At 50.4% G+C, this 22099-nt stretch carries 19 protein-coding genes; 8 read left to right on the top strand and 11 right to left on the bottom strand.

What is annotated here, in order from left to right; genetic code table 11:
* Window positions 1-2 precede the first annotated feature (2 nt).
* From VGN67_RS08725 to VGN67_RS08710, 4 genes are all read left to right on the top strand, one after another.
* Complete coding sequence (locus VGN67_RS08725) at window positions 3-245, top strand: hypothetical protein (RefSeq protein WP_327486421.1); 243 nt, start codon at window positions 3-5, stop codon at window positions 243-245.
* A gap of 651 nt (window positions 246-896) precedes the next feature.
* Window positions 897-1721, top strand: a complete 825-nt coding sequence (locus VGN67_RS08720) for a hypothetical protein (protein WP_327486420.1) — start codon at window positions 897-899, stop codon at window positions 1719-1721.
* A 430-nt stretch (window positions 1722-2151) separates the two neighbouring features.
* The gene (locus VGN67_RS08715; RefSeq protein ID WP_327486419.1) at window positions 2152-2724 is read left to right on the top strand and encodes a hypothetical protein; all 573 of its coding nucleotides are present in this window, start codon (window positions 2152-2154) and stop codon (window positions 2722-2724) included.
* Window positions 2725-2840: 116 nt separating this feature from the next.
* Window positions 2841-4400: a calcineurin-like phosphoesterase family protein gene (locus VGN67_RS08710; RefSeq protein ID WP_327486418.1), complete on the top strand. Its 1560-nt coding sequence runs from the start codon at window positions 2841-2843 to the stop codon at window positions 4398-4400.
* Window positions 4401-4449: 49 nt separating this feature from the next.
* On the opposite strand, the gene VGN67_RS08705 is transcribed toward VGN67_RS08710, so the two are convergent.
* The 5 genes from VGN67_RS08705 to VGN67_RS08685 all read right to left on the bottom strand — a co-directional run bounded on the left by VGN67_RS08705 (window position 4450) and on the right by VGN67_RS08685 (window position 8020).
* A complete protein-coding gene (locus VGN67_RS08705) occupies window positions 4450-4869 on the bottom strand; it encodes a response regulator (protein ID WP_327486417.1) in 420 nt (139 codons plus the stop codon).
* 214 nt (window positions 4870-5083) lie between these two features.
* Window positions 5084-5542, bottom strand: coding sequence for a hypothetical protein (locus VGN67_RS08700; protein WP_327486416.1), 459 nt, complete (start codon window positions 5540-5542; stop codon window positions 5084-5086).
* 128 nt (window positions 5543-5670) lie between these two features.
* Window positions 5671-6678, bottom strand: coding sequence for a lytic transglycosylase domain-containing protein (locus VGN67_RS08695; RefSeq protein WP_327486415.1), 1008 nt, complete (start codon window positions 6676-6678; stop codon window positions 5671-5673).
* A gap of 195 nt (window positions 6679-6873) precedes the next feature.
* A complete protein-coding gene (locus VGN67_RS08690; RefSeq protein WP_327486414.1) occupies window positions 6874-7257 on the bottom strand; it encodes a DUF3037 domain-containing protein in 384 nt (127 codons plus the stop codon).
* Window positions 7235-8020, bottom strand: coding sequence for a HipA family kinase (locus tag VGN67_RS08685; protein WP_327486413.1), 786 nt, complete (start codon window positions 8018-8020; stop codon window positions 7235-7237). Before VGN67_RS08685 ends, VGN67_RS08690 begins: the two co-directional genes overlap by 23 nt.
* A 343-nt stretch (window positions 8021-8363) precedes the next feature.
* Here VGN67_RS08685 and VGN67_RS08680 point away from each other — a divergent pair, with 343 nt between their 5' ends.
* On the top strand, window positions 8364-9335 hold the full coding sequence (locus tag VGN67_RS08680) for a L,D-transpeptidase (protein WP_327486412.1): 972 nt from the start codon (window positions 8364-8366) through the stop codon (window positions 9333-9335).
* Window positions 9336-9358: 23 nt separating this feature from the next.
* Here the strand turns inward: VGN67_RS08680 and VGN67_RS08675 are convergent, their stop codons facing one another.
* Both VGN67_RS08675 and VGN67_RS08670 read right to left on the bottom strand, forming a co-directional pair.
* Window positions 9359-11674, bottom strand: coding sequence for a hypothetical protein (locus VGN67_RS08675; RefSeq protein ID WP_327486411.1), 2316 nt, complete (start codon window positions 11672-11674; stop codon window positions 9359-9361).
* Window positions 11665-12633, bottom strand: coding sequence for a hypothetical protein (locus VGN67_RS08670; protein ID WP_327486410.1), 969 nt, complete (start codon window positions 12631-12633; stop codon window positions 11665-11667). The genes VGN67_RS08675 and VGN67_RS08670 overlap by 10 nt, the downstream gene beginning before the upstream one ends.
* A gap of 295 nt (window positions 12634-12928) precedes the next feature.
* Here VGN67_RS08670 and VGN67_RS08665 point away from each other — a divergent pair, with 295 nt between their 5' ends.
* Window positions 12929-13162, top strand: a complete 234-nt coding sequence (locus VGN67_RS08665; RefSeq protein ID WP_327486409.1) for a DUF819 family protein — start codon at window positions 12929-12931, stop codon at window positions 13160-13162.
* 22 nt (window positions 13163-13184) lie between these two features.
* Here the strand turns inward: VGN67_RS08665 and VGN67_RS08660 are convergent, their stop codons facing one another.
* Both VGN67_RS08660 and VGN67_RS08655 read right to left on the bottom strand, forming a co-directional pair.
* Window positions 13185-15398, bottom strand: a complete 2214-nt coding sequence (locus tag VGN67_RS08660) for a xanthine dehydrogenase family protein molybdopterin-binding subunit (protein ID WP_327486408.1) — start codon at window positions 15396-15398, stop codon at window positions 13185-13187.
* Between the two features lie 23 nt (window positions 15399-15421).
* A complete protein-coding gene (locus VGN67_RS08655) occupies window positions 15422-15889 on the bottom strand; it encodes a (2Fe-2S)-binding protein (protein WP_327486407.1) in 468 nt (155 codons plus the stop codon).
* A gap of 449 nt (window positions 15890-16338) precedes the next feature.
* Between VGN67_RS08655 and VGN67_RS08650 the strand changes: the two genes are divergently transcribed.
* A complete protein-coding gene (locus VGN67_RS08650) occupies window positions 16339-17886 on the top strand; it encodes a sensor histidine kinase (protein ID WP_327486406.1) in 1548 nt (515 codons plus the stop codon).
* On the top strand, window positions 17886-18605 hold the full coding sequence (locus VGN67_RS08645) for a LytTR family DNA-binding domain-containing protein (protein WP_327486405.1): 720 nt from the start codon (window positions 17886-17888) through the stop codon (window positions 18603-18605). Before VGN67_RS08650 ends, VGN67_RS08645 begins: the two co-directional genes overlap by 1 nt.
* 315 nt (window positions 18606-18920) lie before the next feature.
* Here the strand turns inward: VGN67_RS08645 and VGN67_RS08640 are convergent, their stop codons facing one another.
* Window positions 18921-20318, bottom strand: coding sequence for a phospholipase D-like domain-containing protein (locus VGN67_RS08640; protein WP_327486404.1), 1398 nt, complete (start codon window positions 20316-20318; stop codon window positions 18921-18923).
* A gap of 61 nt (window positions 20319-20379) precedes the next feature.
* The gene (locus VGN67_RS08635) at window positions 20380-21750 is read right to left on the bottom strand and encodes a tetratricopeptide repeat protein (RefSeq protein ID WP_327486403.1); all 1371 of its coding nucleotides are present in this window, start codon (window positions 21748-21750) and stop codon (window positions 20380-20382) included.
* Between the last annotated feature and the right edge of the window lie 349 nt (window positions 21751-22099).

Genomic DNA, 22099 nt, shown 5'->3' with positions numbered 1-22099 from the left:
TGGTGGACGGTGGTGCCCTTACCGCCCCCGACAATGCGGTATTTGACCCGATCAATAAAAAATGGGTGGCAGAAAACGAAGACGTAGCCCCCGACATAGCGGTACGTCAGGATGCCCGGTCGCTGGACAGCGGCCGTGACCCCCAACTGGAACGCGCCGTGCAGGAGGCCCTTCGCCTGCTGGAACAAAAGGGTACCACTACCGTAACGGTACCGGCCTACTCAACGCCGGCTATTCATAAGTAAGATAGTATTCGATAAAAGCTAAATCAAACCCCTGCGGGCGCGGAGCTCGCAGGGGTTCTTTGCTTGAGGGTAGGTACTGGAAATACTATACTAGTAAACTCATCCTCTCGTATACTTCAATAATTTTATAATATGTTGACTATAAAGCAGATATATAGACTGCGTATACGCTCCCCAGCGTTGGGTAGCCGTTGTACCATAAGGTGACTTTTTGAGGTTTTTTGACCACAGTGTGCCGGTATATCAATGTCAGCGCCGGATATCTCTCTGGCGGGAATAGAGGGGTTAGGAGAAGGTATTTTTCCGGTGCTGAGATGGGTTTAGAGCCCAGCAGACTACATTTTTGAGCCCTTGCTGCTGTAGATTCGTAGTCGTGGTACGCGGGCTATGGCCGCAGGCTTGGTACGCAGGTATTATTTTTTTCATTTTTCTACTGTGTTGCTGTCAGAGCAAAGACAGTAACAGGGTGATAGTCAACAATTAACTTTTGACTCACCTGATTAGAGGTAGTGGGAATGAATAGCTATGGTTCGTCAGGGCAGAGAAGAAGTCTAAGATCGGGCAATTACTTTCCGGAAGTGGCTTCTGACGTTCCGCCGATTTTATTCGGCCACTATTATTATTACTAGTAATAATGTAAAACCATAAAAGATGAAAGTTATGAACAAGCAGGGAAAAAGTGTTCGGAATATGGTTATTAACGGTATCTGTCTTTTCTTTTTGGTAGGCGCGGTTGCCTGTTCCAATGGGAATCAACGTAATAATGATAATGGAGCAGAAGGAACGGCCGGGGAAGGTAGCGAGATGGCAGCCGGAGATACCTGGGATAATAACCGGTTTAACACCACTTTCGCCTCCAGCAACCGGTATGGGGAGTGGGATGCGAATGGCGATAGTTACCTGGATGAAAATGAGTACAGCAGGGGCTTCTACAGTACCTGGGACACCAACCGGGATAATAAATTAGATCAGAACGAGTGGAATACAGCCTCCAAGGATTTTGGAATGCAGAACCAGACCTGGGATAAATGGGACACCAACCGGGATGGCTCCCTGGACGAGAAGGAGTATGGTACCGGCTTTAACCAGAATGGCTGGTACCGTGAATGGGACCAAGATGGCGATAAACGGATGAGCCAGCAAGAGTATAGCAATGGCTTGTTTGGCCGGTGGGACCGAAACAGTGATAGCATGCTGGATGAAAACGAGTACGGTACCTATAATACCTACTATGGTAATGGCAACGGTGCCGGAAACGGTATGAATACTGGAAATGGTGCCGGAACAGGCACTGGAACCGGAACAGGCGACAGAACTGGTAACGGAACTGGAACAGGTAACGGAACCGGAACGGGTAATGGCACTGGAACAGGCGCTGAAAATGGCACTGGAACAGGTAACGGAAATGGCGCTGGAAATGGCACCGGAACAGGTACTGGAAATGCTAATAGACCAGGCACCGGTAATGGTAACTAAGCCGGATAGCCGGTTGAAATTTAGGGCAGCCAATTATCTGATATAGAGTTTAAGATGATAGCAGATACTGCCTATTATAAATGAAAAATCGGGAGACCTGAACTTTAACTGGTTCGGGTCTCCCGATTTTTGTTGTTATAGATGTCGTACGCGTCTGGCTGAGTTGTCACATATGGCTAGTAGGATATGCAGCGGTATGTTCATCATCAATAAGAAGTATATTCTTTCTCACTGGACAAGTAAATTAAGTGATATGTTAACCAATAAGCTTTGAAACTACTATATCAGCAGGTACGCTAAAGTAGTGATAAAGCAGTAGGATAAAACTAGTATTTGTCAAAATTTACAGGAGATACTGGAGGTTGGGGATATTTATTAAACACCTGCATCATTACTTTCGTAGTACGTATACGTTCAACTACTACACCACATGTTAAAAACACTAAGCCTGGCGATCGGCCTGCTGCTTCTGAGTACCTTTGCCTACTGCCAGACGGCCGAAGAAAAACTTTCTGCACTAAAAGGGCAGTGGCAGACCAGCAAGGATGGCTTTTTACAATACAAAAGAACGGTACAAATTCCGGGTCTTAACATAGAGGATATTGCTAAACGAGCCAGGGAGTACTACCAGTCCAAATCCTATGAGAACCTGACGCAGCCGACAGCTGGTCCGGTTATACTGTTGGGGGGAACAGGTACCTTTAAAGAGGTACAGGCATCCGAAAGTAACGGAGTTAAAACTACGGTAGATGCTACCCACTACCTGCACGTAGCTTCGGCCGATGGCAAAGCCGAGATCGTGATTACCTGCCTGCAGTACCTTTTTCATATCGGATCGGGGAGCGATGCCGGCTACGACGCAGTACTGATCTCTACGCTGTATCCGGTTAATGCGCAGGCCCCCAGAAGTGATAAGCTCATCGACGCCTTCCTGGGCACCACCCAAAGCGCTACGGCCCGGCTGGACGAGATCGAAAAGGCCCTGAAAGAGGGAAAGCCATGATGAGAGCCGCAGGAGGGCAAACGCCTTACGCAGAAAGTAGGCAACTACGTAGCCCGAATACGCACGGGAGCAGTAAACTATAAGTACCGAACTACTGAATAGTTGTAACTCCTGCTATGAAACTTCTGCCTCCGGTCTTCTTATTTATTGGTCTCCTGGCTAGTACGGCTCACGCTCAAGACCGGGCTTCTGGCCTGGTATTTCATGATCTGAATAAAAACAAGGTACTTGACCGGGGCGAACCTCCTTTGTCGGGGATCTGTGTTTCCAACGGGCGGGAGGTAGTCAAGACCGGAAAAGACGGGAGATGGACACTACCTTCGGGAGAAGATACCGGTTTTTTTGTCATCAAGCCGGCAGGGTACATGACCCCGGTCAGCCCCGACATGATTCCGCAGCACTACTACCTGCATAAGCCAGCGGGCTCGCCCGGACTAAAAGTGGCCGGGGTAGCGCCTACCGGTAAGCTGCCCCAATCCATTGACTTTCCGCTCTGGCCGCAAAAAGAAGACCGTAAGTTTAAGGCACTGGTATTTGGGGACACGCAGGCGCGGGGAATAAAGGAGGTTAATTACGTAAGCCACGACGTGGTCGAGGAGTGTATAGGTACCGGGGCCAGTCTGGGGATTAGCCTGGGCGATATCGTGGCCGATGATCCAAATCTGTTTCAGGAAATCAACCAGAGCATAAGCCAGATTGGGGTACCCTGGTATAATGTATTTGGCAACCATGACTTCAACCGCGGCGCCCCGGACGACCGCTACACCGACGAAACCTTCGAGCGCTTTTATGGGCCCAGTACCTACGCCTTTGAGTACGGGCAGGTGGCGTTTATTTCGCTAAAGAATGTCTATTTCAATTCCGAAGGAAAGTACATTGCCCACTTCACCGGGCAGCAGCTGGACTTTGTCCGGAACTACTTGGCTCAGGTACCCACCGACAAGCTGGTAGTACTGGTCATGCACGCCCCCGTCGTATCCTGCGACAACCGCAAGGAGCTGTTTGACATCCTGAAAGAGCGCCCGCATACCTTATCCATAGCCGGACATACGCACACGATGGCCCATGTATTCGCCGATGAAAAGCAGGGCTGGCACGGCCCCCGGCCGCACCACCATTTTATTAATGCGACGGTTTGCGGGAGCTGGTGGTGCGGGATTAAGGACGAAACGGGTATCCCGCATGCCACCATGAACGATGGCGCGCCCAACGGCTACTCCCTGCTAACTTTTGACGACAACCGCTATTCCATCCAATTCAAGGCCGCCCGCCGCCCCGCCGACTACCAGATGAATATTTACCTGCCCGACGATATACCTCAGGCCGGGCTGGATACTACTTCGCTGGTTGTAAATGTGTTTGCGGGCTCCTCCCGCTCCCGGGTGGAGATGAAAGTAAAGGGGCAGTCGGACTGGTACGGACTGGCTTACACGCCCATGCACGATCCGGGAGTAGCGGCTATGCAGCCTTATAATCCTTATCTGGAAGCCAAAATAAATGGTACTGCCCTGGACACCGTTTTTGGCTGGCAGATGGATAGCCCGGCGATGTCGTACCACATCTGGAAAGGAAAGCTGCCGGGGACTCTTCCGGCCGGTACCCACCTGCTCATGGTCAGGACCACCGATATGTTCGGGCAGGTCTATACCGGCCACCGGATATTCCGGGTCAGGTAGGGGACTGGCTATAACGTCCTAAGGCTATCAGTGGAGAGAAATACCCGGTCTAATTGTCGAAGAAGTGCTTCAGGTTTTTATGCTTTTTGAGCATGTTCAGCTCTGAAATAAAAATAGGCTTGCTGACAAAAGTTATGACACTGGAATAGTGGAAGGCGTGTAATTTATCTTCCGGGTCGGTAGAAGAAGTCAGCATACAGATACTGACGTCTGGAAACAGGTGGGCAAAGCTACCGGAATACTCGTCCAGAAAGTCCCAGCCATTCATAACGGGCATATTTATATCCAGAAATATCAGGTCCGGAACAATACCCGCTTCACCAGCGGCCAGCTTTTGGAAGTACTCTACTCCTTCCTGACCATTCCTCAGGGAAATTATATTTTCAGCAAAGCGATGCCGGCTGATGGTAAGCTTCAGGATTTTGATAGTAATGTCGTCGTCTTCAATCAGTAGTATATTTTTTATCATCAGCAGGCTGGTTGGTCGGTTACAAGAAAAAGCTTGTAGGTTACAAATCCTAACCGTTTATACAACCGTACTAATAAATTTAGCGCAGGAGGTACCCCACGGGTATATCCTGCGATCCAGCAAATGAATGTAAACCTTACAAATAAGGCCGAAAACAGGCTTAAAGAAAAGATGGCAGAACGACGACAGCAGGTACCTGCCCGGTGCCACCTGCCTACACCACCGCCATCTCTTCCGGTTTTTTTACCGGAGCTGAAAAGCTCAGCCGTAAAAACAGCAGGATATAAAACAGGTCAATGAAGACCGGTACTACCGAGCCGGGCCCCTGGTAGAGGGCGTTACCGAAGTAGTTGTCGGAGGTGCGGATGTCCAGGAAGAAATAAACGGAGTGCATCAGTACCAGCGCCCGCGCCACCCAGACTTGCTTTACCGGGTTTTCGGCCAGAATGCCAAGCATCATGATCAGGCCGCCGATCATGAACATGTGCAGAAAAACCCAGAACATGGCGTCGTGGTAGTGCGGTGAGGCCAGGAGGTTGGTAGGTACGTTAAACTCCGCCATTTCATTCATGACGCCTCCCACCAGCATGGTACTGGCCAGGAACATATCCAGTGTACCTACGGTGATACAGGTGGCTTTAAAGCCAGGCAGGAATTTAGTAATTGAGAACATAGCGTGTAAGGAGAGTTGCGCCTAAATTTAAAAATATTGCGATACAGCGTATTCAGCGCGCGGCAGAATTTTCAGGATTGTCCCGGATTCTGTCGGTAATTTTCCCTTTACAGCGTAGTGTATTTACTTTATTTGGCTGGCTTTAAAACAGGTCGTGATTGGGCAGGTACTACTTGCGATGGGGAAGGTACTACTTCCGCTACCTCTTCACCTGCCCTGTCGGGTACCCTGATTTCGTACCCCCGGGCCGGTACGCTCAGCGAGTAGCTGGAGGTGTTGATAAGCCAGGGGTTCAGCTCCCGTAGCTCCTTATAGGTCGTGTTGTGCTGCTTGGCAAAGGCTATCATGTTTATATTCCTTTCTACCCGTACCATCTTGAACTTGTAGGGCTGGTACTGGTCTTCGGGCCGGATAAAGTACCCGTAATCCTCCGGATTTTCCATGATCAGTTTGAACGCGATGAGGCGGTATACGTAGCGGCCGGTTTCGGGATTGAGGTACAAGTCCCAGAAATTATCCGTCTGCTGCACGTTGAGAATACCTTTTACACCGCTGAGTCCCCGGTTGTAGGAGGCCGCTACCAGCGACCAGCTTCCCAGGTGCTTGTGGGCCCACTTCAGGTACTTGCTGGCGGCCTCGGTGGCCAGTTTGGGGTCTTTGCGCATGTCTACGTCACCACTGATGGTCAGGCCGTAATCCCGGGCGGTAGCGGGCATAAACTGCCACATACCCACGGCTCCGGCGTAGGAGCGGGCGGTATTCTGAAACTCGCTTTCGGCTACGGCCAGGTATATAAAGTCAGTAGGTACCCCGTTGTCGCGCAGGGTTTTCTCGATCAGGGGGCGCCAGCGTTCTATCCGTTTAAGGATAAACATGGTATTGGAATGCCGGAAGGTATTGACAATTAACTCATGTTCCACCCCTTCCCGTACGTCGTCGCGTTCCAGGGGTATTTTTTCACCGGCAAAGGTTAAGTTCTCCGGAATGGGAGGCATACTAACTGTTTGCGGACGTTGGGGAAAGTCGCCGCTCGCCAGCGCTTTCTCAGTCGCGGTACTGTCTTTTTTAGGAGATGCAGCTTCCCGGGAGCTGCATCCCAGTAGCAGAATTAAACCGAAAAGAGATACATAACGCATAGTTCAAAATTAAAACGGGTGGAAAAAGGTAACAAGTGCAGATGCGTTTTGTTTGTCAGGATTATCGTACGGTGTTGTAGCAGGAGGGGTATATTAGCAGGATTTCGGGCTGAACAACTTCCTGCTGACATTAAAACCGACCATTTATCCTTACGGGGAATAAAAGGAAAAAAGAAGTACCTATGTAGCCCCCAACTACTGTACCAACTGAAGGTACAGCCGGTCCAGGGTAGTGGGGGCGTCGGTACAGAGGCCCGGATGAACCGCCGAGGTCTGCACAACGGTACTGCGGGCGGCGGTGAGCCAGCGAAAGCGACTGGCCACCGGCAACTGCCCGATGGGGCCACCTTCCCGGCGCCCCGCGCAGATGCGCTCAAAAGCCCGCAGGCGTTCTTTGAGTTCCTCCAGGTCCAGTTCGGGCGAAAACGCCCGCAGCCGCGGCTCGTTCAGTTCGTAACGGGTCTGCAGAAATCCCTGCGCCGAGCAGTAAAGGATAACGCCGACATTCAGGAACTCCTCGCGCTCGACCCGTGGTACTACCCGGATAACGGCATACTCAAATAAGTGCTTTTCTGGCATTCTCTGCTTCGTTGACAAATACTTCTGAATGGGCCAGGCGGGTAGTCAGAAACTGTACGTACACCTGCCGCTGCTGCCGGGCTTCTCCTTCCGGCAGCCACTCATCCGGCACCAAAGATACAATAGATTGAATTCGCTCCTTAGTAAGCAGGGAGCGGAAATCGGCGTCAACCGCCCCGAGTTCGGTGGCCAGGGGCAGCAGCACGTGGTCTTTGACCGGTAAAAAAGGTCGCCGGGCCTGTTCCTCCCAGTTTTGCTCCGAATGGTGAAAGTACAGCGAAGCGCCGTGGTCAATCAGCCAGAGTTCCTTATGCCACATGAGCATGTTCGTATTGCGGGCGGTACGGTCTACATTGGTGACGAGGCAGTCCAGCCAAACGATCTGGGAAGCCAGCCGCGCGTCCGGAGTTGTCACCAGCGGGTCAAAGGTGATGGCCCCGGACAGGTAGTGAAGCGCCAGGTTCAATCCCTCACTGGCCCGCAGCAGGTCCTGAATTTCCTCGTCGGGTTCGGTGCGGCCAAAGGCTTCGCTGAGTCCGGCAAAAACGATTTCCGGAATGCGCAAACCCAACGCGCGGGCCAGTTCGCCGGCTATGAGTTCGGCAATGAGTGCTTTGGGTCCTTGTCCCGCCCCCCTGAACTTAAGTACGTACAGAAAATCGTCGTCGGCTTCCGCAATGGCGGGCAGTGAACCGCCTTCGCGCAGTGGTGTCACGTAGCGGACTACCTGAACGGTTCGGAGTTGCGGTTTGGTGTCACTCACGGGGGTACAATTAAAATCATTCAGGCCGGCTCTCTACCGGCATTAACTAAAACTAAACCCGGCGGGAGTTGTGCTGAAATGTAGGGTTAATTTCTCAAAAAAGTCTATTTCTCCGCTTTTCCTGACTTATAACTACCTGTCAGCTTACTTTCTTTTTTAGCCCCGAAATGAGAAAAAGATTTCCGGTATTAGAGCTCTTACTGGCTGATGAATAAGCCTGACCGCATGGCCCATTTTTTTAACTTATATAGTTACAATGCCCTTTTGGGTTTGCAAAGACCTTTTTCAGGTAAACGTTGGTTACCTGAATCTATACATTACCCATCAACAAGACCCGTTAAACATGAAAAATATAGCGAAAATACTCCTGATAGTACTGCTCACAGTAGGGGCAGTCAGCTACACGAGCAGGCAGGTACAGCCCATAACTCCCGTACTCAAAAATAACCTGATACGTGTTACTGCTACCAGCCCGGACCAAAATGAATCTCTGGATACTCTTGGCACTGACCGAATAACTCCCAAAGATACATTGTATGAAAATGCCGAACCGGCCCTGACCCCGGCGGAGGTACGCTACATCTGGATGAAGACGACCGATTCCCTGAGAAAAAACCTGAGCGGAACAAAGAAAGAGCTGGTGCTGGCCCTGAACCGGATCAGCGAAAACAGGATCAGACGACTGGATTCACTTATAGTACCGGATACCGTTACTGCTGATTTTCTGGCGTATTCGCCCTTCCCGTTTCAGCTTGATTCTTTATCTGAAGTGGAGAAAATGCTTTTCTTCGACTACCGGATTCAGGCTTTTGGTGTGTACGAAAATGGGAAATTGCTTCGCTGGGGACCGGTAAGTATGGGTCGTGAAGGGAAACTTACGCCTACCGGCTTGTACCACACCAACTATAAAAAGAAACGTAAAATAAGTACCGTAGACAGTGACTGGATCATGGACTGGTACTTCAATATTATGAATTTTGAAGGAATAGGTATGCATGAGTACAGCATGCCGGGCTACCCGGCCAGTCATGGGTGTCTGCGTTTGCTGGAAAAAGACGCCTTGTGGATTTATAACTGGGCCGAGCAGTGGCGCCTGACCCCCGACGAAGGTAGTGTAGTGGCGCATGGTACGCCGGTACTTATTTATGGTGCGTATGACTTTGGTAGTACCCCGCCCTGGCACGAGCTGGCCCATGATCCCAGAGCCACGGCTATTCCGGCCGATAGCCTCAATTATAAAGTAGGCCAGCACCTTGATAAGATACTTAAGCGGCAAACGGTCCGGGACTCGGTGCTGGTAGCGCGTGGGGACTAAGGGTAAGACCGAATGGGAGCCGACTACCAGAGTCGTACTCCCATACGTATGCCCAGAGTGCGGAAGTAGGCTTCGGAAAGTTCAGCCGTTCCGGAGGCAGTAAGGGCCCTGGATTTATAGATTCCGGAAAAATTATAGGTACCGGTAACTTCGGCAAAAAAACCGAAACCGGTACGTTGTAACTCTATCCCCACGGCACCCATGGCCCCTAGGGAGTATTTTTTCAGGTAGTCGAGGTTATTGGTAGAGCCGCTGGACAGGAAATCCTGCCGGTGATAGGAGGTAGGTACCACACCTTCCGCCCCGATCTTGAGGTAAGGGCGCAGCCGGTCGGTGCTTTTGGCGGGCTTTTGTATTTTTAGCGCCGCATAGGCGTCAAAACCCGTAATATCAAACTGGCTGGCCGCGTAGGTAGCTTCATTGATTTCAACCACCGACTGGTACTGCGTACGAAAGTATTCAGCGCCCAATACTACGCCAACGGGTTTGTTTTTGGACAACAAGGATAGCTGTAGACCTCCGGATGTATAATAGCCCGTGTTGGTTCCCTTGGTAGTGCCGTCTTCGGAGTACTGGGGTTTATTACCGGCAATACGGAGGGTAGGTTCCAGGCGGACGGTCAGGTTGAGTTGATGGCAGCGCTCTGGGAAGGCTTTGCATTCCATATCCTTGAGTAATTGACGAATTGCGTCCTGCTGGGGTTGACTGGCGCACTGGGAAGCCTGCTGAAAGTAGTCGTAAGCTTTTTTCCAGTCTTTTTCCCGGACATAGTAGCTGGCCCGGTCTTTGGCATTGTTGTAGCAAAGGGTCTTCTCGCAGGCGGTCACCTGGTTTAACTGACGGTTTACAAAGACCGATACTTCTTCTTTATTGCACAAATCCAGGGTACTTATCTGCTGGTACAGCTTCCGGGCCAGACCGCACTGACTGCTTTGCAGGGACTGATTGGCCTGAGCCGATAATACCGCGAAAAGACTGTCGGCGCGGGCCAGGGTTGTAAGTGAGTCCCGCAGGGATACGTACTGGGGTAGGGCGTGAGGCTTAAAATCACCGCAGCCTGCCCAGCTTATCAGCGTTTCGTCCCATAGTTGTTTGGCATTCCTGACCCGGCAGCCCGCTATTTCCTTTCTGATCTTAACAACTATTTTGTCAAAATCCTGGCGTGATCCTTCGCAGCCTACCTTAGCGGCCAGCCGACTCTGCCGGGCATCCAGTTCTTCGGCCAGGTCTGGTAATCCCAGCCGCCGGGCTTCGGTCAGGTGGCGGAGAGCTTCCTGAAAGTAGTTCCTGTCCCCGGAGGTATCTCCCGATTTCTCAAGCTCCCGGGCAATTGTCAGCAGGTAGGCAGCGTAGCTTTTGCGGGCGCACAGCTGCGCCAGGTCTCCTACTTTGGGGAGTTGAGCGGCCTTGCCAATGAGGTTGGTATAAGCACTTTGTACAAAAGCCCGGTTGTTCAGGTCGGAGCGGAGGGGGGCAATCCGGGCTTCGATGTCCCGGTATTCTGACAAAATACTAATGAACAGCCCCGACTGAGGTACCCGGGCCGGATTATTCTTCGCGTAGTTAAGGAGGTCGTTAAGCCGACATTCGGAAGCGTATTTCTGTAAAATAGTGGAGGCATCGGCGGGTGTCACCCCTTCTTCCAGACTCTGGATCTGGTACTCCAGCGATTCAATGATATAACCAGATACCGAGCGGTAATTTTTCAGGGTCTCCAGTAATTCCTGCTGGTTATTGGAAGCTTTTGCTTTGGCGAAGGCCGCACCCCAGGTACTTAGCGCCCTGGTTTCGCGCAGGCCCTGCTGGTACTGCTCCCGTAGCACGGTATTGAGGCCGCCGCCCAACTGCTGAGCTTTCACAAAACTTTTGCGGGCAGCGGTCGTGTCCAGGTTGGCTAGTTGCTGCTGGCCCCGGAATGCCCACTCAAAACCCGCCACTACCCGGGTACTTTCCCGCAATTTTTTACTCTGAATTTTATCGAGCTGCTGGAGACAGGCCTGAATCCTTTTCTCAAACAGAGACGAATGGATATCTTTCTGGAGGTCACGGTACTTGCTGTACATTTCCAGCGCCTGGGCGTAGTTGCCGAGCTCGTACAGTTGTTCGGCCGCCTGAAAAGTAGCTTTCAGGCCCCGGGTCAGGACTATTCTTTTCTGAAATTCCGGCACTTCAGGTACTCCCGAGTACAGGGCAAGCGCTTCGTCAAACTTACCGGCGTTGAGTTTATGATCAGCTGTGATCCAAATGTCGTAAAGGTTACGGTTCTGGAACAGCTGGGCCCGGGCACCGGCCGGCAGAATAAGCAGAAGTACTACGAAAAGTAAATGTTTTATTCGCATTTCTTAGGTGCGGATTCAGACAAGGCAGCCGCATACTGGTAATACTGATTGGGAATAAAATACAAATTCGGGCTTTGGGCAGTATGGTACTTCTGGCATTCGGCCGTAGCCCGGGCTTCGTAGGCGGTAGCCAGACTGTCGAGCCGGGCTTCGGTTTCGTCCGAAAAAGGCACGGCAGCCGCGGTTTTAAAGTGCTCCATTGCTTTGTCGTATTCGCCTTTTCTTTCTTCGGCCATGCCCATTTCAATGGAACGATCAAAGGCCGCCAGGTTGGGATGCCGCGTGGCGGGTGCAATACCTTTAACCCGCAGGGCCGCAAGGGCCAGTATCAGCCCGATTACGGTTAATAGCAGAGCGGTGGGGGTTAGCCGGAAACGGAGAAACGTCCGGGAGGGAGCAGTTTTGAGTACTTCTTTTGGGAGTTCGGGAGCAGGTGCCAGGGCGGTATCTGCCGCGGGCGCAATGGCGAGTACACCTTTCCAGAACCGGCGGATCAGGTCGTGCTCCTTGGGGTCAGCGTGTTTGCTGGCCTGCTTCCGGTAAAATATCAATAGTCCGTCGCCCAGCCGGAAAAATTCGGGCGTACTGACCGATACAATCGTTTCGTGCGGTGTAACGGGCAGGGTGTCAATCAGGAGGCTCAGCTGTATTTTTTCCTGCGGAAGCAGCTCGCTGTTGATGACCGGAGCGCAATTAACCGGCGTGCCATGCTCCCACACAAAGTACCGGCAGTTGCCGCTCAGTGACTGGCCTACCTTCCGCAGCCCCCGCACGGCCGAATGGTGCCAATACAGATTGGCGTCATATTCGTAGGCAAATATTTGGATAATAACCGGCGTTTTCTGGCCCGAGGAGTAGTCGTCGGCCAGCCACTGTTGCACGTTCAGACTGCTGTCCGCGTCTACTTCTTTGGTAAGTTGATAGGCTCCTTCAAAGAAACCGCCTACTTGTAATGACATAATATTGAGAGGAGGAATAAACTCTAAAAACCGTTCACTTCAATTGGATTGGACCATCTAATCTTATCCAGCAAAAATGATGCTATAAATTTAGTTAAAATAATAGTGTCCTCATATTGAACGGCTGGCTTATAGTCTGGATTCTTAGTAAACGGTACTATAATTTTAATCCCAAACCCGGAGAATGTGTATTTGATACTACTGCTTCAACCGGAAAGTAGAAGGTGCCGGTTCATAATAAGCCGCGCTATGCGCGTATTGTGACATTCCGGCCCTGATTCGGGACGGACATCTGGTGGTCATACCCATTATCGTGCTGGTACACGGTATCTTGATTGTGGGGATTGCCCGGCTCTTCCGGCAGGACTGGGACGTAGTAGCCGTAGCCTCGCAGGCCAATATCGGCGGGGCCAGTTCGGCCCTGGCCCCGCCCGACCTGAAGTTACCGGCTATACTGGTAGGTACCCTGGGCAACGGCCTCGGTACCTACGCGGGCTTTCTGGTGGCGGAGTGGCTGCGGCAGGTATAGCCCTGTAAAAAATCAGGTACCATTAGCCCGCTACCGCCGCCGCCCGCACCGGCAGGTGCCGGATGCGCTTACCGCTGGCCCGATAAATAGCGTTGACGACCGCCGCCGCCGTAGGCCCCTGCGCGGCTTCGCCGGCCCCGAGCGGCTCCTCGTTCGGGCGGGGGATGACGACTACCTCCACCAGCGGTACATCGCTGTACCGGAAAATAGGGTAGGAGGTCCAGTCACGGCTGTTGACGTGTTGCTTATCAAAAAGTACTTCCTCTTTGAGCGTCCAGCTGGCCGATTGCACCATACCGCCTTCGGTCTGGTTGATGATGCCGTCCAGGTTTATGACTTCTCCGGCGTCTATTACGGCCCACATGCGCAGTACCTGTACCTCGCCGGAAGCCTTGTTCACGGCTACTTTGGCGGCCACAGCGCAGTAGGTAGCCGTATTTTTATAGCGCGAAAAGGCTACGCCCATTCCCTCGCCGGGGCCGGGTTTTTCCGGTTGTATCATTTCTTTCAGCTTCTGCATCACGGCTATGGCTCGCTCGTCAGTAGAGTGCATGATCCGGAAGTCCAGCGGGTCTTTATTCGCTTTTACCGATAATTCATCCATAAATGATTCAATCGCGAATACATTAGCATAAGCACCCAGGCTCCGCAGCGCCGACACCCGTAGTGGTCCCTCGAACGCATGAGCGTCTATTTTGAGATTAGGAATGGCATAGTAAGGCTCCGAGTTGCGGAAACCACCCCCGGCATAGCCTCCCGAAGGCGGGGCAAACGGCTGCGCCAGGTAGCGCGCCGCCAGCAGGTTGCCCGGATTACCACCGGGACGGGTACTGTGCGAGTCGGTCCAGAGGGCGTAGCGCCAGTGGCTGATTTTGCCCGTCTCGTCCAGGCGGGCTTCGGCTTCCATGCGCATGGCGCTGCCGTAGGGTTCCCAGGCGTGTTCGTCCTCCCGCATCCACTGCATGCGCACGGGGCGGTCGGGATAGGCCATCGCTACCAGGGCGGCGTCGGCGGCTACATCGTCGGCGCCGTTGTGGCCGTAGCAGCCCGAGCCGGGTACTCCCTTTAGGTGAATTTTTTCGGGGTCCAGGCTTAGCATTTTGGCCAGCGCGTCGCGCAGCGGGTACACGCCCTGCGTGTGTGTCCAGACGTGCAGGGTACCTGCCTGGTACAGCGCTACTGCGCAGGAAGGGCCAATGGAGCCGTGCATCTGGTAAGGCTTAAAGTAGCTGGCTTTCAGCGTACGGGCATCCGGCTGGTCCAGCGCGGAGGTGGTACCCTGGTTTTTGACGCTCTGGCTCTTGAGGGGAAGCGTTTTTATATACGTTTCCAGATCCTGTCCTTCGGGAAGCGGCGGGGTAGCAGACCAGCGGGCGTGTTCGCGGGCGGCTTCAAGCGCTTGCATCGCCTGGTACTCCTGCTCCGTTACCACCGCCAGAAAGGTACCATTGACCACGGTTTTCAGCAGCCCCGGTACTTTAAAGCTCTTCTCGTCGAATCCTTCCAACCGGGCCCGGTAGGCCGGGGGCCGTACCACCCGCGCGTGTACCATGCCCGGCAGCCGCAGGTCCTGCACGTACACCGGCTCGGCCCGTACCATCTGCTCAATGTCGGTGCGGGGAATGGCCTTGCCCACGTAGCGGTACTCGCTCTTTGGTTTGAGCTTCACCGACGGATTTACTTCCCCTTCCAGTTGTTTGCCGTTCAGGAGCTGCGCGAAGCTAAGTACCTGGTCAGTAGTCCCTTTCAGGCTGACCTTGCCGTTGCTCAGGCTAAGCTGTTCCGGCTTCTTGCCCCAGCGCTGAGCGGCTAGTTCCAGCAGTTGCTGGCGGGCGGCGGCGGCGGCATAGCGGACCGACATGGCGCTGCGCTCAATGGAACCGCTCCCGGCGGTGTAGCCTTCGTTGGGCGTGCGACCGGTTTCAGCCAGATAGACCTCTACCTGCGCCAGTTCAAGGTCCAGTTCTTCGGCGGCTACCTGCGCAATGGCCGTCCGGATGCCCTGCCCCAGCTCCATTTTTCCGGTAAATACCCGCACGCGGCCGTCTTCAAGTACTTCCAGCCAGGCGTCTATGCGGTCTTCTACGGCCAGACTTCCGGGTAGGGTACCCTGCAGGGGCGTAGCGGAGGCATCGGCCCAGCGGGTACCCGTCATCGAAAAGCCAATGGTAAGACAGCCAAGGCTGCTGATAAACTGCCGACGCGACTGCTGTGGATTATAGGCTGATTCTTTCATAGGGGAGCTCGTAATAAGTGGGGTCAGGACTCTTTGGCGGCGCGGCGGATGGCTTTCATCACCCGCGTCTGCGAACCACAGCGGCAGAGGTTACGCTCCATGCCGACCCGGATAGCCGCATCGTCGGGTTGCTTATTGGTTTCCAGCAGCGCTACGGCAGCTATGACCATACCGTTGAGGCAGTACCCGCACTGGGCGGCCTGCTCCTGCACAAAGGCCCGCTGCACCGGGTGCAGTTCGCCGTTGGGGTGGGTAAGGCCCTCGAGGGTCATAATTTTCCGGCCCTCCATGGACTCCACCGGTACCCGGCAACTGGGCATAGCCACGCCGTCCAGTAGTACCATGCATGCTCCGCATACTTCGTGGCCGCAGCCGTACTTGGGGCCGTTCAGCTCTAGCTGGTTGCGGAGTACGTACAGCAGGGGCGTATCAGGCTCTACCCGGACGGTATGCGGCTGGCCGTTGATGTGTAGCGTGAGGTCTTTTTCCATAGCGGCGGGGGAGTGGTTGGGGAAGTACTATAAAGATAACAACCGGTACCTCGGTTTATTGTTGGAAAAGGCAGGTAGTGGTTGAATTTACCCTCTTTCTATTGCCCTAGACCACCGCCTCCCGGCTAAGTGTATCTGCTAACCCTGATTTGTAATCAGGGGCGCCCGGCCAGGGTTGTATCGTATAGCGTCTGTGACGTGATTTAATAGCGGGGCTAGTGTCGCACGGTTCTCCGCTGGGGTTGAAAACGCTACCTGAAACAATCCCAGCGGGGAACCGGCCCAATTACAAATTGGGGTTTGCTGCTGTCCGGGAAGTGATAGAACTGGGAAATCGTGACTTGCAGCCCTATAACACATTCGTACCATTTTATGGCTTTTTTACGTCATTTTCTACCGCAGCAAGGGAAGAGTACCTAGTTTTGGTCAAAAACCCGACCTGATAACCCATGCTTTCTACTTCCACCATCCGCCGCTACGAACTTCTGATAGTACTCAGCGCGGCAGCGGCTTACGTTGTTCGCCGTCTATTTGAAATTGCCGACCAATTTGACCCCGATATCCGGCTGGCTCAATCGGAAAATGTCAAAACTTCGGTCATTCTGGAAGACCTCGCGACTTTCGATTACAATCAGAACGTTATTTTTCCGACCATAGCGGGTGCCATACTTTTTATGAGCGCCTGGTATGTTTTTCACTACCTGGTCTTTCCGCGTATCCGTGAAAAAAACTTCGAAACGACCACGCTCATTCTTGGGGCGCTGACCGTAGTGCTGGTGGTAGGTAGCCTGTTTGTGTACAGCTATTTCAAGCTGGAATGGCGTTTTCGCTACGATGCCGCCAGTATTTCCGGTTTCCGGGTGTACTCCCTGTTCCGAAAGCTCTATTTGTTGACCAACACCGTGGGGCTACTCCTGATTTTGCTCTGCTACGAAGCCTTCGCCCAGGTGTTCTATTATACGGCAGAGCTATACGAACGGCAGCGCCAGCCCCGGCATCAGATGCTCCTGTACGCCATGCTTGTGCTGGTAGGAGCTACCCTTATTGTATGGGTAACGACGGGGCGCATAACCAATCTGGTCCTGGGCGGGCAGGGCGTTGCACCCAGCCTAGTGATCATCACCTTTACAGTAGTATTGCATCATCTGTTCTTCAAAAAAGTAATACCGTATTTCTCACGTTTCCAGCTTAATACGCTCGATGGCTTCCTTTACATGTTTGCGGGGATTTGTGCCTACGGGCTGTTCAGCCTGCTGATGTTTTTTATTGTGATGCGATTTAGAGGCGGGGATGGCTCACCGGTTGTGGCTTTTTACCTGCTACCCAGCGGACTGGGGCTGGCCACAGCCATTATCCGCTGGATTTTCTTTGTCGAGAACCAGCAACTCCAAACCCAGGTCTTACAAAAGTCAGCCGAACTCAGTACTCTGCGCTCGCAGATAAATCCTCATTTTCTGTTCAATGCGCTCAATACTCTGTATTCGGTGGCGATGAAAGAAAAAAGCGAAACTACCGCTGATGGAATTCAGAAGCTCGGCGATATGATGCGCTTTATGCTCCACGAAAATAACCAGGACCGTATACCACTGAGCAAGGAAATAGAATACCTGCACAACTTTCTGGATTTGCAACGGATACGGCTGGACGAATCGCAGGACATCGAAATCCGGGTAAATATTCAGGAACCGGACCGGAAAGTCTACCTGGCACCCATGCTGCTCAATCCCTTTGTGGAAAACGCCTTCAAGCACGGTATCAGTTTCCGTAAGCCCTCGTGGGTATACATTACCCTCACGCAGGATGCCACCAAACTGTACTTTAAAGTGCATAATAGCTCACATCCCCGAAATTCTCCTGATCTGGAAAAAGGTCAGTCGGGCATCGGGTTGGAAAACGTCCGAAAGCGTCTGGAACTACTCTACCCCAATCGGCACACGCTGGATATTCAGGCCACGGATCATGATTTTTTTGTATCATTGATCCTGGGAATTTACTAATGAGTATGATACTGACCGCCATTGCCATAGACGACGAACCTCACGCGCTGGACGTAGTGCAGATGCACGCCGCCAAAGTTTCGTTTCTGGATATCGAAGCGACTTTTACCGACGCCTTTGAAGCAATACCCTACCTGCAGGAACAAAGCATTGATCTTTTGTTTCTGGATGTAAAAATGCCTGACATTTCCGGAATCGAATTTGTTAAATGCCTGCAGCAAGTACCCATGGTGATTTTTTCAACAGCTTATTCAGAGTACGCCGTCAAAGGGTTTGAACTGAACGCCGTGGACTATCTGCTCAAACCCTATTCGCTGGTCCGATTCACGCAGGCCTGCAATAAAGCTCTGGAAATAAAGCAGCTACGCCAGGGAACTTTGGCCGGAAAAATACTGGCTATCCAAGGGTTTATATTTGTCAAGACTGGGTATGAACTGGAAAAAATCTGGTTGAAAGACCTGCTCTACCTCGAAGCCGAGGGGAACTATGTAGCCTACGTACTAGCCGACCGCAAACTTCTGAGTAGACAAAGCATCTCGGAAGCCCTTCAGACTTTGCCGGGTCAGGGCTTCATCCGGGTGCATCGCTCCTTCGTGGTAGCCACGGCCCATATCCGAAAAATAAGTAAACAAAGCGTCTGGATCAATAACCGGGAAATTTCAATCGGAGCCTCATTCGAAGGAAAATTCGAAGAGATTCGGGTACTGCTTTCTATCTAACGAATCAATCGTACCTGCCGACTTAGAACAGACTATCTACTTATCCTGTTAACCATGATTTTAAATTAGGGGCACTCGGAGGAGTCACCGTAGCAGCGGTGGCTCCCGGCCAGAGTTGCATCGTATAGCGACTTTGACGCGATTTAATAGCTAGTAGGCCTAGTATCGCGTCACACGGTCCCCCGCTGGGGTTGCTTCGTTTTCCTCAGAAAGAATAGTAAGGTAATTGATGTACAGTAGAAGGTGATAAAATGAAAGCAACTTCTATCAACATCTTATACTATCTTATTTGGCATGCCGTAGGCATTCTTTTTTCTACAATATTTCGAGTTGAGCAAGCTTCTCTTCAAGCTCCTCTTTTACTTTCAGCAACTCTTCTTTCTTCTGTTTAAAATACTCTTCCCAGTCTCCAGCGCATGTAATTTTACAGTAAGCATCAGACTCTTTGAGGGATATAACTTTGATTTCAAGACTGTTCCGCTTTTCTACCAGTATATTCCGTCGGTGTATTAACTTCTCCTTATGAGTTAACACCTGAGATGAAAAACCATAAATACCATTCCTAATATCGCGATAGAGCTGTTCAATTCTTTGAAGGTCATTGGTTTCGTAAGCTTCTTTTAATTCTATAAATACCAAATGAGCGGCCTCCTTCTGATCATCAGCTACCTTATCTGGATGACATATCTTTGAGGCTTCCCGATACATATCTTTTATGGACTTTTCTTCTTCCTGATTCAGCTTTACAAATATCTTCTTTTTGTTCAGTTCATGTGAATGCTGGTATTGTTGATAATTGCTCTTGGCTTCTTCGGTTTCCTGTTGGTTATTCTCACGCTGTGCGACCTGCTGTTGTAGTAAAAATATCAATAGGATCAAATCTCCTAACTGCTGTGAATGCTGTACTGAAAATTTATATATTGTCTTTTCTAATTCTACATATTCATTTTCAATAGATGCAATCTGCCATTCCAATGATTTAATTTCCAGCTGGAGCGCAGCTATCTCTTCATCACTTCTAACAACGAGTTGCTTCATACGGCCAAGCAAATGACCAAGCAACTCAACAGCTTTGGAATATTCTTTCTTATCGATCTTTCTTAAAATGTCATAAACATCTTTAAGCGATTTTTCTTTTTCTGTAACGGGCAGTATTTTTTTTATTTTCGAAAGTTGGTAACTTATATCCTCTTCATCTTCCAACCGGATCAGATTCAGCAACATTTCAAGCCGAATTACCAACTTACCCCAATCTACCTGGGCGACGTTCTCGCCGGTTTGACTGGCTTTGAGTGACTCAAACTCTTGAAGGAAATCTATAATAAGTAGTTTGTCATCTTCTACAATCGTCAGGCTCTCATGGTTGGTTTGCGCTTTGCGTGTCCAGTTATAGGATCCAAATAGTAATGTTACTTCGTCTATTATACAAAATTTATTATGCATCAGGGGCGCGCGCTCATCAGCATCACCCACAAACCATACAGATCCTCCCAGCCGTACAAATCTATTAAAGTCCAGACCTGACTCTTTATTGAATCTATGGTTCGCCAGAAGTATTTCTATCGCTACCCCTTCTTCAAGTTTACGGCAAAGTATATCAAATAGTTCTGCATCAGTGAACCAGGCTACAACAATCCGTATGGATTGATCAGCCTTACTCAGCTCCTTAACAATTTGTTTCTGTATGTTTTCGAAGTAAGCCTGAGTGGGCATGGATTTATAAAACTATTTATGAAAAATGGAAAACTGAGTAAAGACACCGCATTAGGTATCATTATAGTATAGGCCGGATTTTTGTTTTAATTAATTCTAAATTTTCTTTGTATACTTTATCCTCTGGATCCAGGCTCCATGCTTTTTTATAATAATATAGGGCAGACACTAAATCATCAATCTCTTCATATTGAGTTGCAAGGTTATTAAGAGTAGTATGGTCATTTGGGTAATTGGATAGGTAGCGCGTATAGTAGTCAATTGCACTATGAGGTTGATTCAACTTCAAATAGCATGAAGCAATATTACCAAACATGGATTCAAGTTGGGGATTAAGCTCAACAGACTTTAGGTAATCTTTGATTGCATCAGAATAGTTTTCGATATTGTATTTTGCATCGCCTCTGTTACTATACACGTCAGCATTCTCAGGATCCAGTGCAATAGCCTGATCGTAGTCGGCTATGGCTCCTGTATAGTCTTCAAAATTGTATTTCGAATTACCCCTGCGATAATACGCAAGGGTATATTTTGGATCCAGAGCAATAGCCTGATCGTAGTCGGCTATGGCTCCTGTATAGTCTTCAAGATTGTTTTTCGAATTACCCCTGCTATGATAGGCAAGGGTATATTTTGGATCCAGAGCAATAGCCTGATCGTAGTCGGCTATGGCTCCTGTATAGTCTTCAAGAGCGTTTTTTGCAACGCCTCTGTTAAGATACGCATTAGCATGGATAGGATCCAGAGCAATAGCCTGATCATAGTCAGCTACGGCTCCTGTGTAGTCTTCAAGACTGTACTTTGCAATTCCCCTTCCATAAAATGAGAAAGCATCCTTAGGATCCAGAACAATAGCCTGATCATAGTCGGCTTTGGCTCCTGTGTAGTCTTCTAAGTCCTTCTTTGCAGATCCCTTATTCTGATACGCATAAGAACAAGTAGGATCTAACATAAGGGATTGCTCATATTCGGCAATAGCCCCTAAATAGTCTTCAAGGTCAAATTTTGCATTACCTTTATTACAATACGCATTAACATATTTCGGATTCAAGGCAATGGCCTGGTTAAATTCATCGATTGCGCCTGTAGGATCTAGTAGCTCAAGCTTTGAGAGGCCTCTGAGGTTGTAAATGGAAGGTTGCTTGTTGTCTAGCTCAATTGATTTAGATAGTTGTTCAAGAGCAGCATCATAATTTTTCAACTCATAATAAGCTTCGCCTAGCATAGAGTAAGCATAAGGCCAGATAGGCAGTTCTTTAATACACCTATTTGCTACTATTTTCAGAGCTTCCCATTGCTTTGCTTCATTTAGTTCATCCAAAATTTCCTTCCAGAATAGCTGACGGGAGCTCAACAGCTTATCTACCACTTCAAATTGTTTGCTTACTTGTTGAAGTACCTGTATACTGGATGTGGTAACGATGTCGGACATGAATATATAGCTTATAGGTGCTTCTGGTAAGTCAGGAACTTAAAGCAGGGTTTTCTTATAAAAAAGACAAGGAGCAGTAAATCATACCTTTGTGGTTTCCAGACTACAAAAAGATGACTACTATTCCTTGCCAATGTAAAACTACCACTTTTTTTCAATTGCTTCAAAATACACCCGCCCTTGGTAGGCGTGATAATAGGGGCAAAAAACATGATATGGCATTTGTACTCACAGGTTTAACCTTGCTACCCCTGAATTGCAATCAGAGTTGCTTCGTATAGCATCTGTGACGCGATTTGAAAGCTAGTAGGCCTAGGGTCACGTCGCGTTGAAAACGCTATGTAAGGCA

The sequence above is a fragment of the Telluribacter sp. genome, assembly GCF_035998675.1.
Taxonomy (GTDB): Bacteria; Bacteroidota; Bacteroidia; order Cytophagales; family Spirosomataceae; genus Telluribacter.
Note: the sequence above shows the minus strand (reverse complement) of the source record. Positions and strands in the feature narration are given on the sequence as shown.

Coding starts and splice junctions, on each gene's coding strand:
- VGN67_RS08705 (WP_327486417.1), bottom strand. CDS start 4,869: ATGATAAAAAATATACTACTGATTGAAGACGACGACATTACTATCAAA.
- VGN67_RS08675 (WP_327486411.1), bottom strand. CDS start 11,674: ATGCGAATAAAACATTTACTTTTCGTAGTACTTCTGCTTATTCTGCCG.
- VGN67_RS08710 (WP_327486418.1), top strand. CDS start 2,841: ATGAAACTTCTGCCTCCGGTCTTCTTATTTATTGGTCTCCTGGCTAGT.
- VGN67_RS08680 (WP_327486412.1), top strand. CDS start 8,364: ATGAAAAATATAGCGAAAATACTCCTGATAGTACTGCTCACAGTAGGG.
- VGN67_RS08660 (WP_327486408.1), bottom strand. CDS start 15,398: ATGAAAGAATCAGCCTATAATCCACAGCAGTCGCGTCGGCAGTTTATC.
- VGN67_RS08655 (WP_327486407.1), bottom strand. CDS start 15,889: ATGGAAAAAGACCTCACGCTACACATCAACGGCCAGCCGCATACCGTC.
- VGN67_RS08670 (WP_327486410.1), bottom strand. CDS start 12,633: ATGTCATTACAAGTAGGCGGTTTCTTTGAAGGAGCCTATCAACTTACC.
- VGN67_RS08635 (WP_327486403.1), bottom strand. CDS start 21,750: ATGTCCGACATCGTTACCACATCCAGTATACAGGTACTTCAACAAGTA.
- VGN67_RS08645 (WP_327486405.1), top strand. CDS start 17,886: ATGAGTATGATACTGACCGCCATTGCCATAGACGACGAACCTCACGCG.
- VGN67_RS08715 (WP_327486419.1), top strand. CDS start 2,152: ATGTTAAAAACACTAAGCCTGGCGATCGGCCTGCTGCTTCTGAGTACC.
- VGN67_RS08720 (WP_327486420.1), top strand. CDS start 897: ATGAAAGTTATGAACAAGCAGGGAAAAAGTGTTCGGAATATGGTTATT.
- VGN67_RS08695 (WP_327486415.1), bottom strand. CDS start 6,678: ATGCGTTATGTATCTCTTTTCGGTTTAATTCTGCTACTGGGATGCAGC.
- VGN67_RS08650 (WP_327486406.1), top strand. CDS start 16,339: ATGCTTTCTACTTCCACCATCCGCCGCTACGAACTTCTGATAGTACTC.
- VGN67_RS08700 (WP_327486416.1), bottom strand. CDS start 5,542: ATGTTCTCAATTACTAAATTCCTGCCTGGCTTTAAAGCCACCTGTATC.
- VGN67_RS08640 (WP_327486404.1), bottom strand. CDS start 20,318: ATGCCCACTCAGGCTTACTTCGAAAACATACAGAAACAAATTGTTAAG.
- VGN67_RS08690 (WP_327486414.1), bottom strand. CDS start 7,257: ATGCCAGAAAAGCACTTATTTGAGTATGCCGTTATCCGGGTAGTACCA.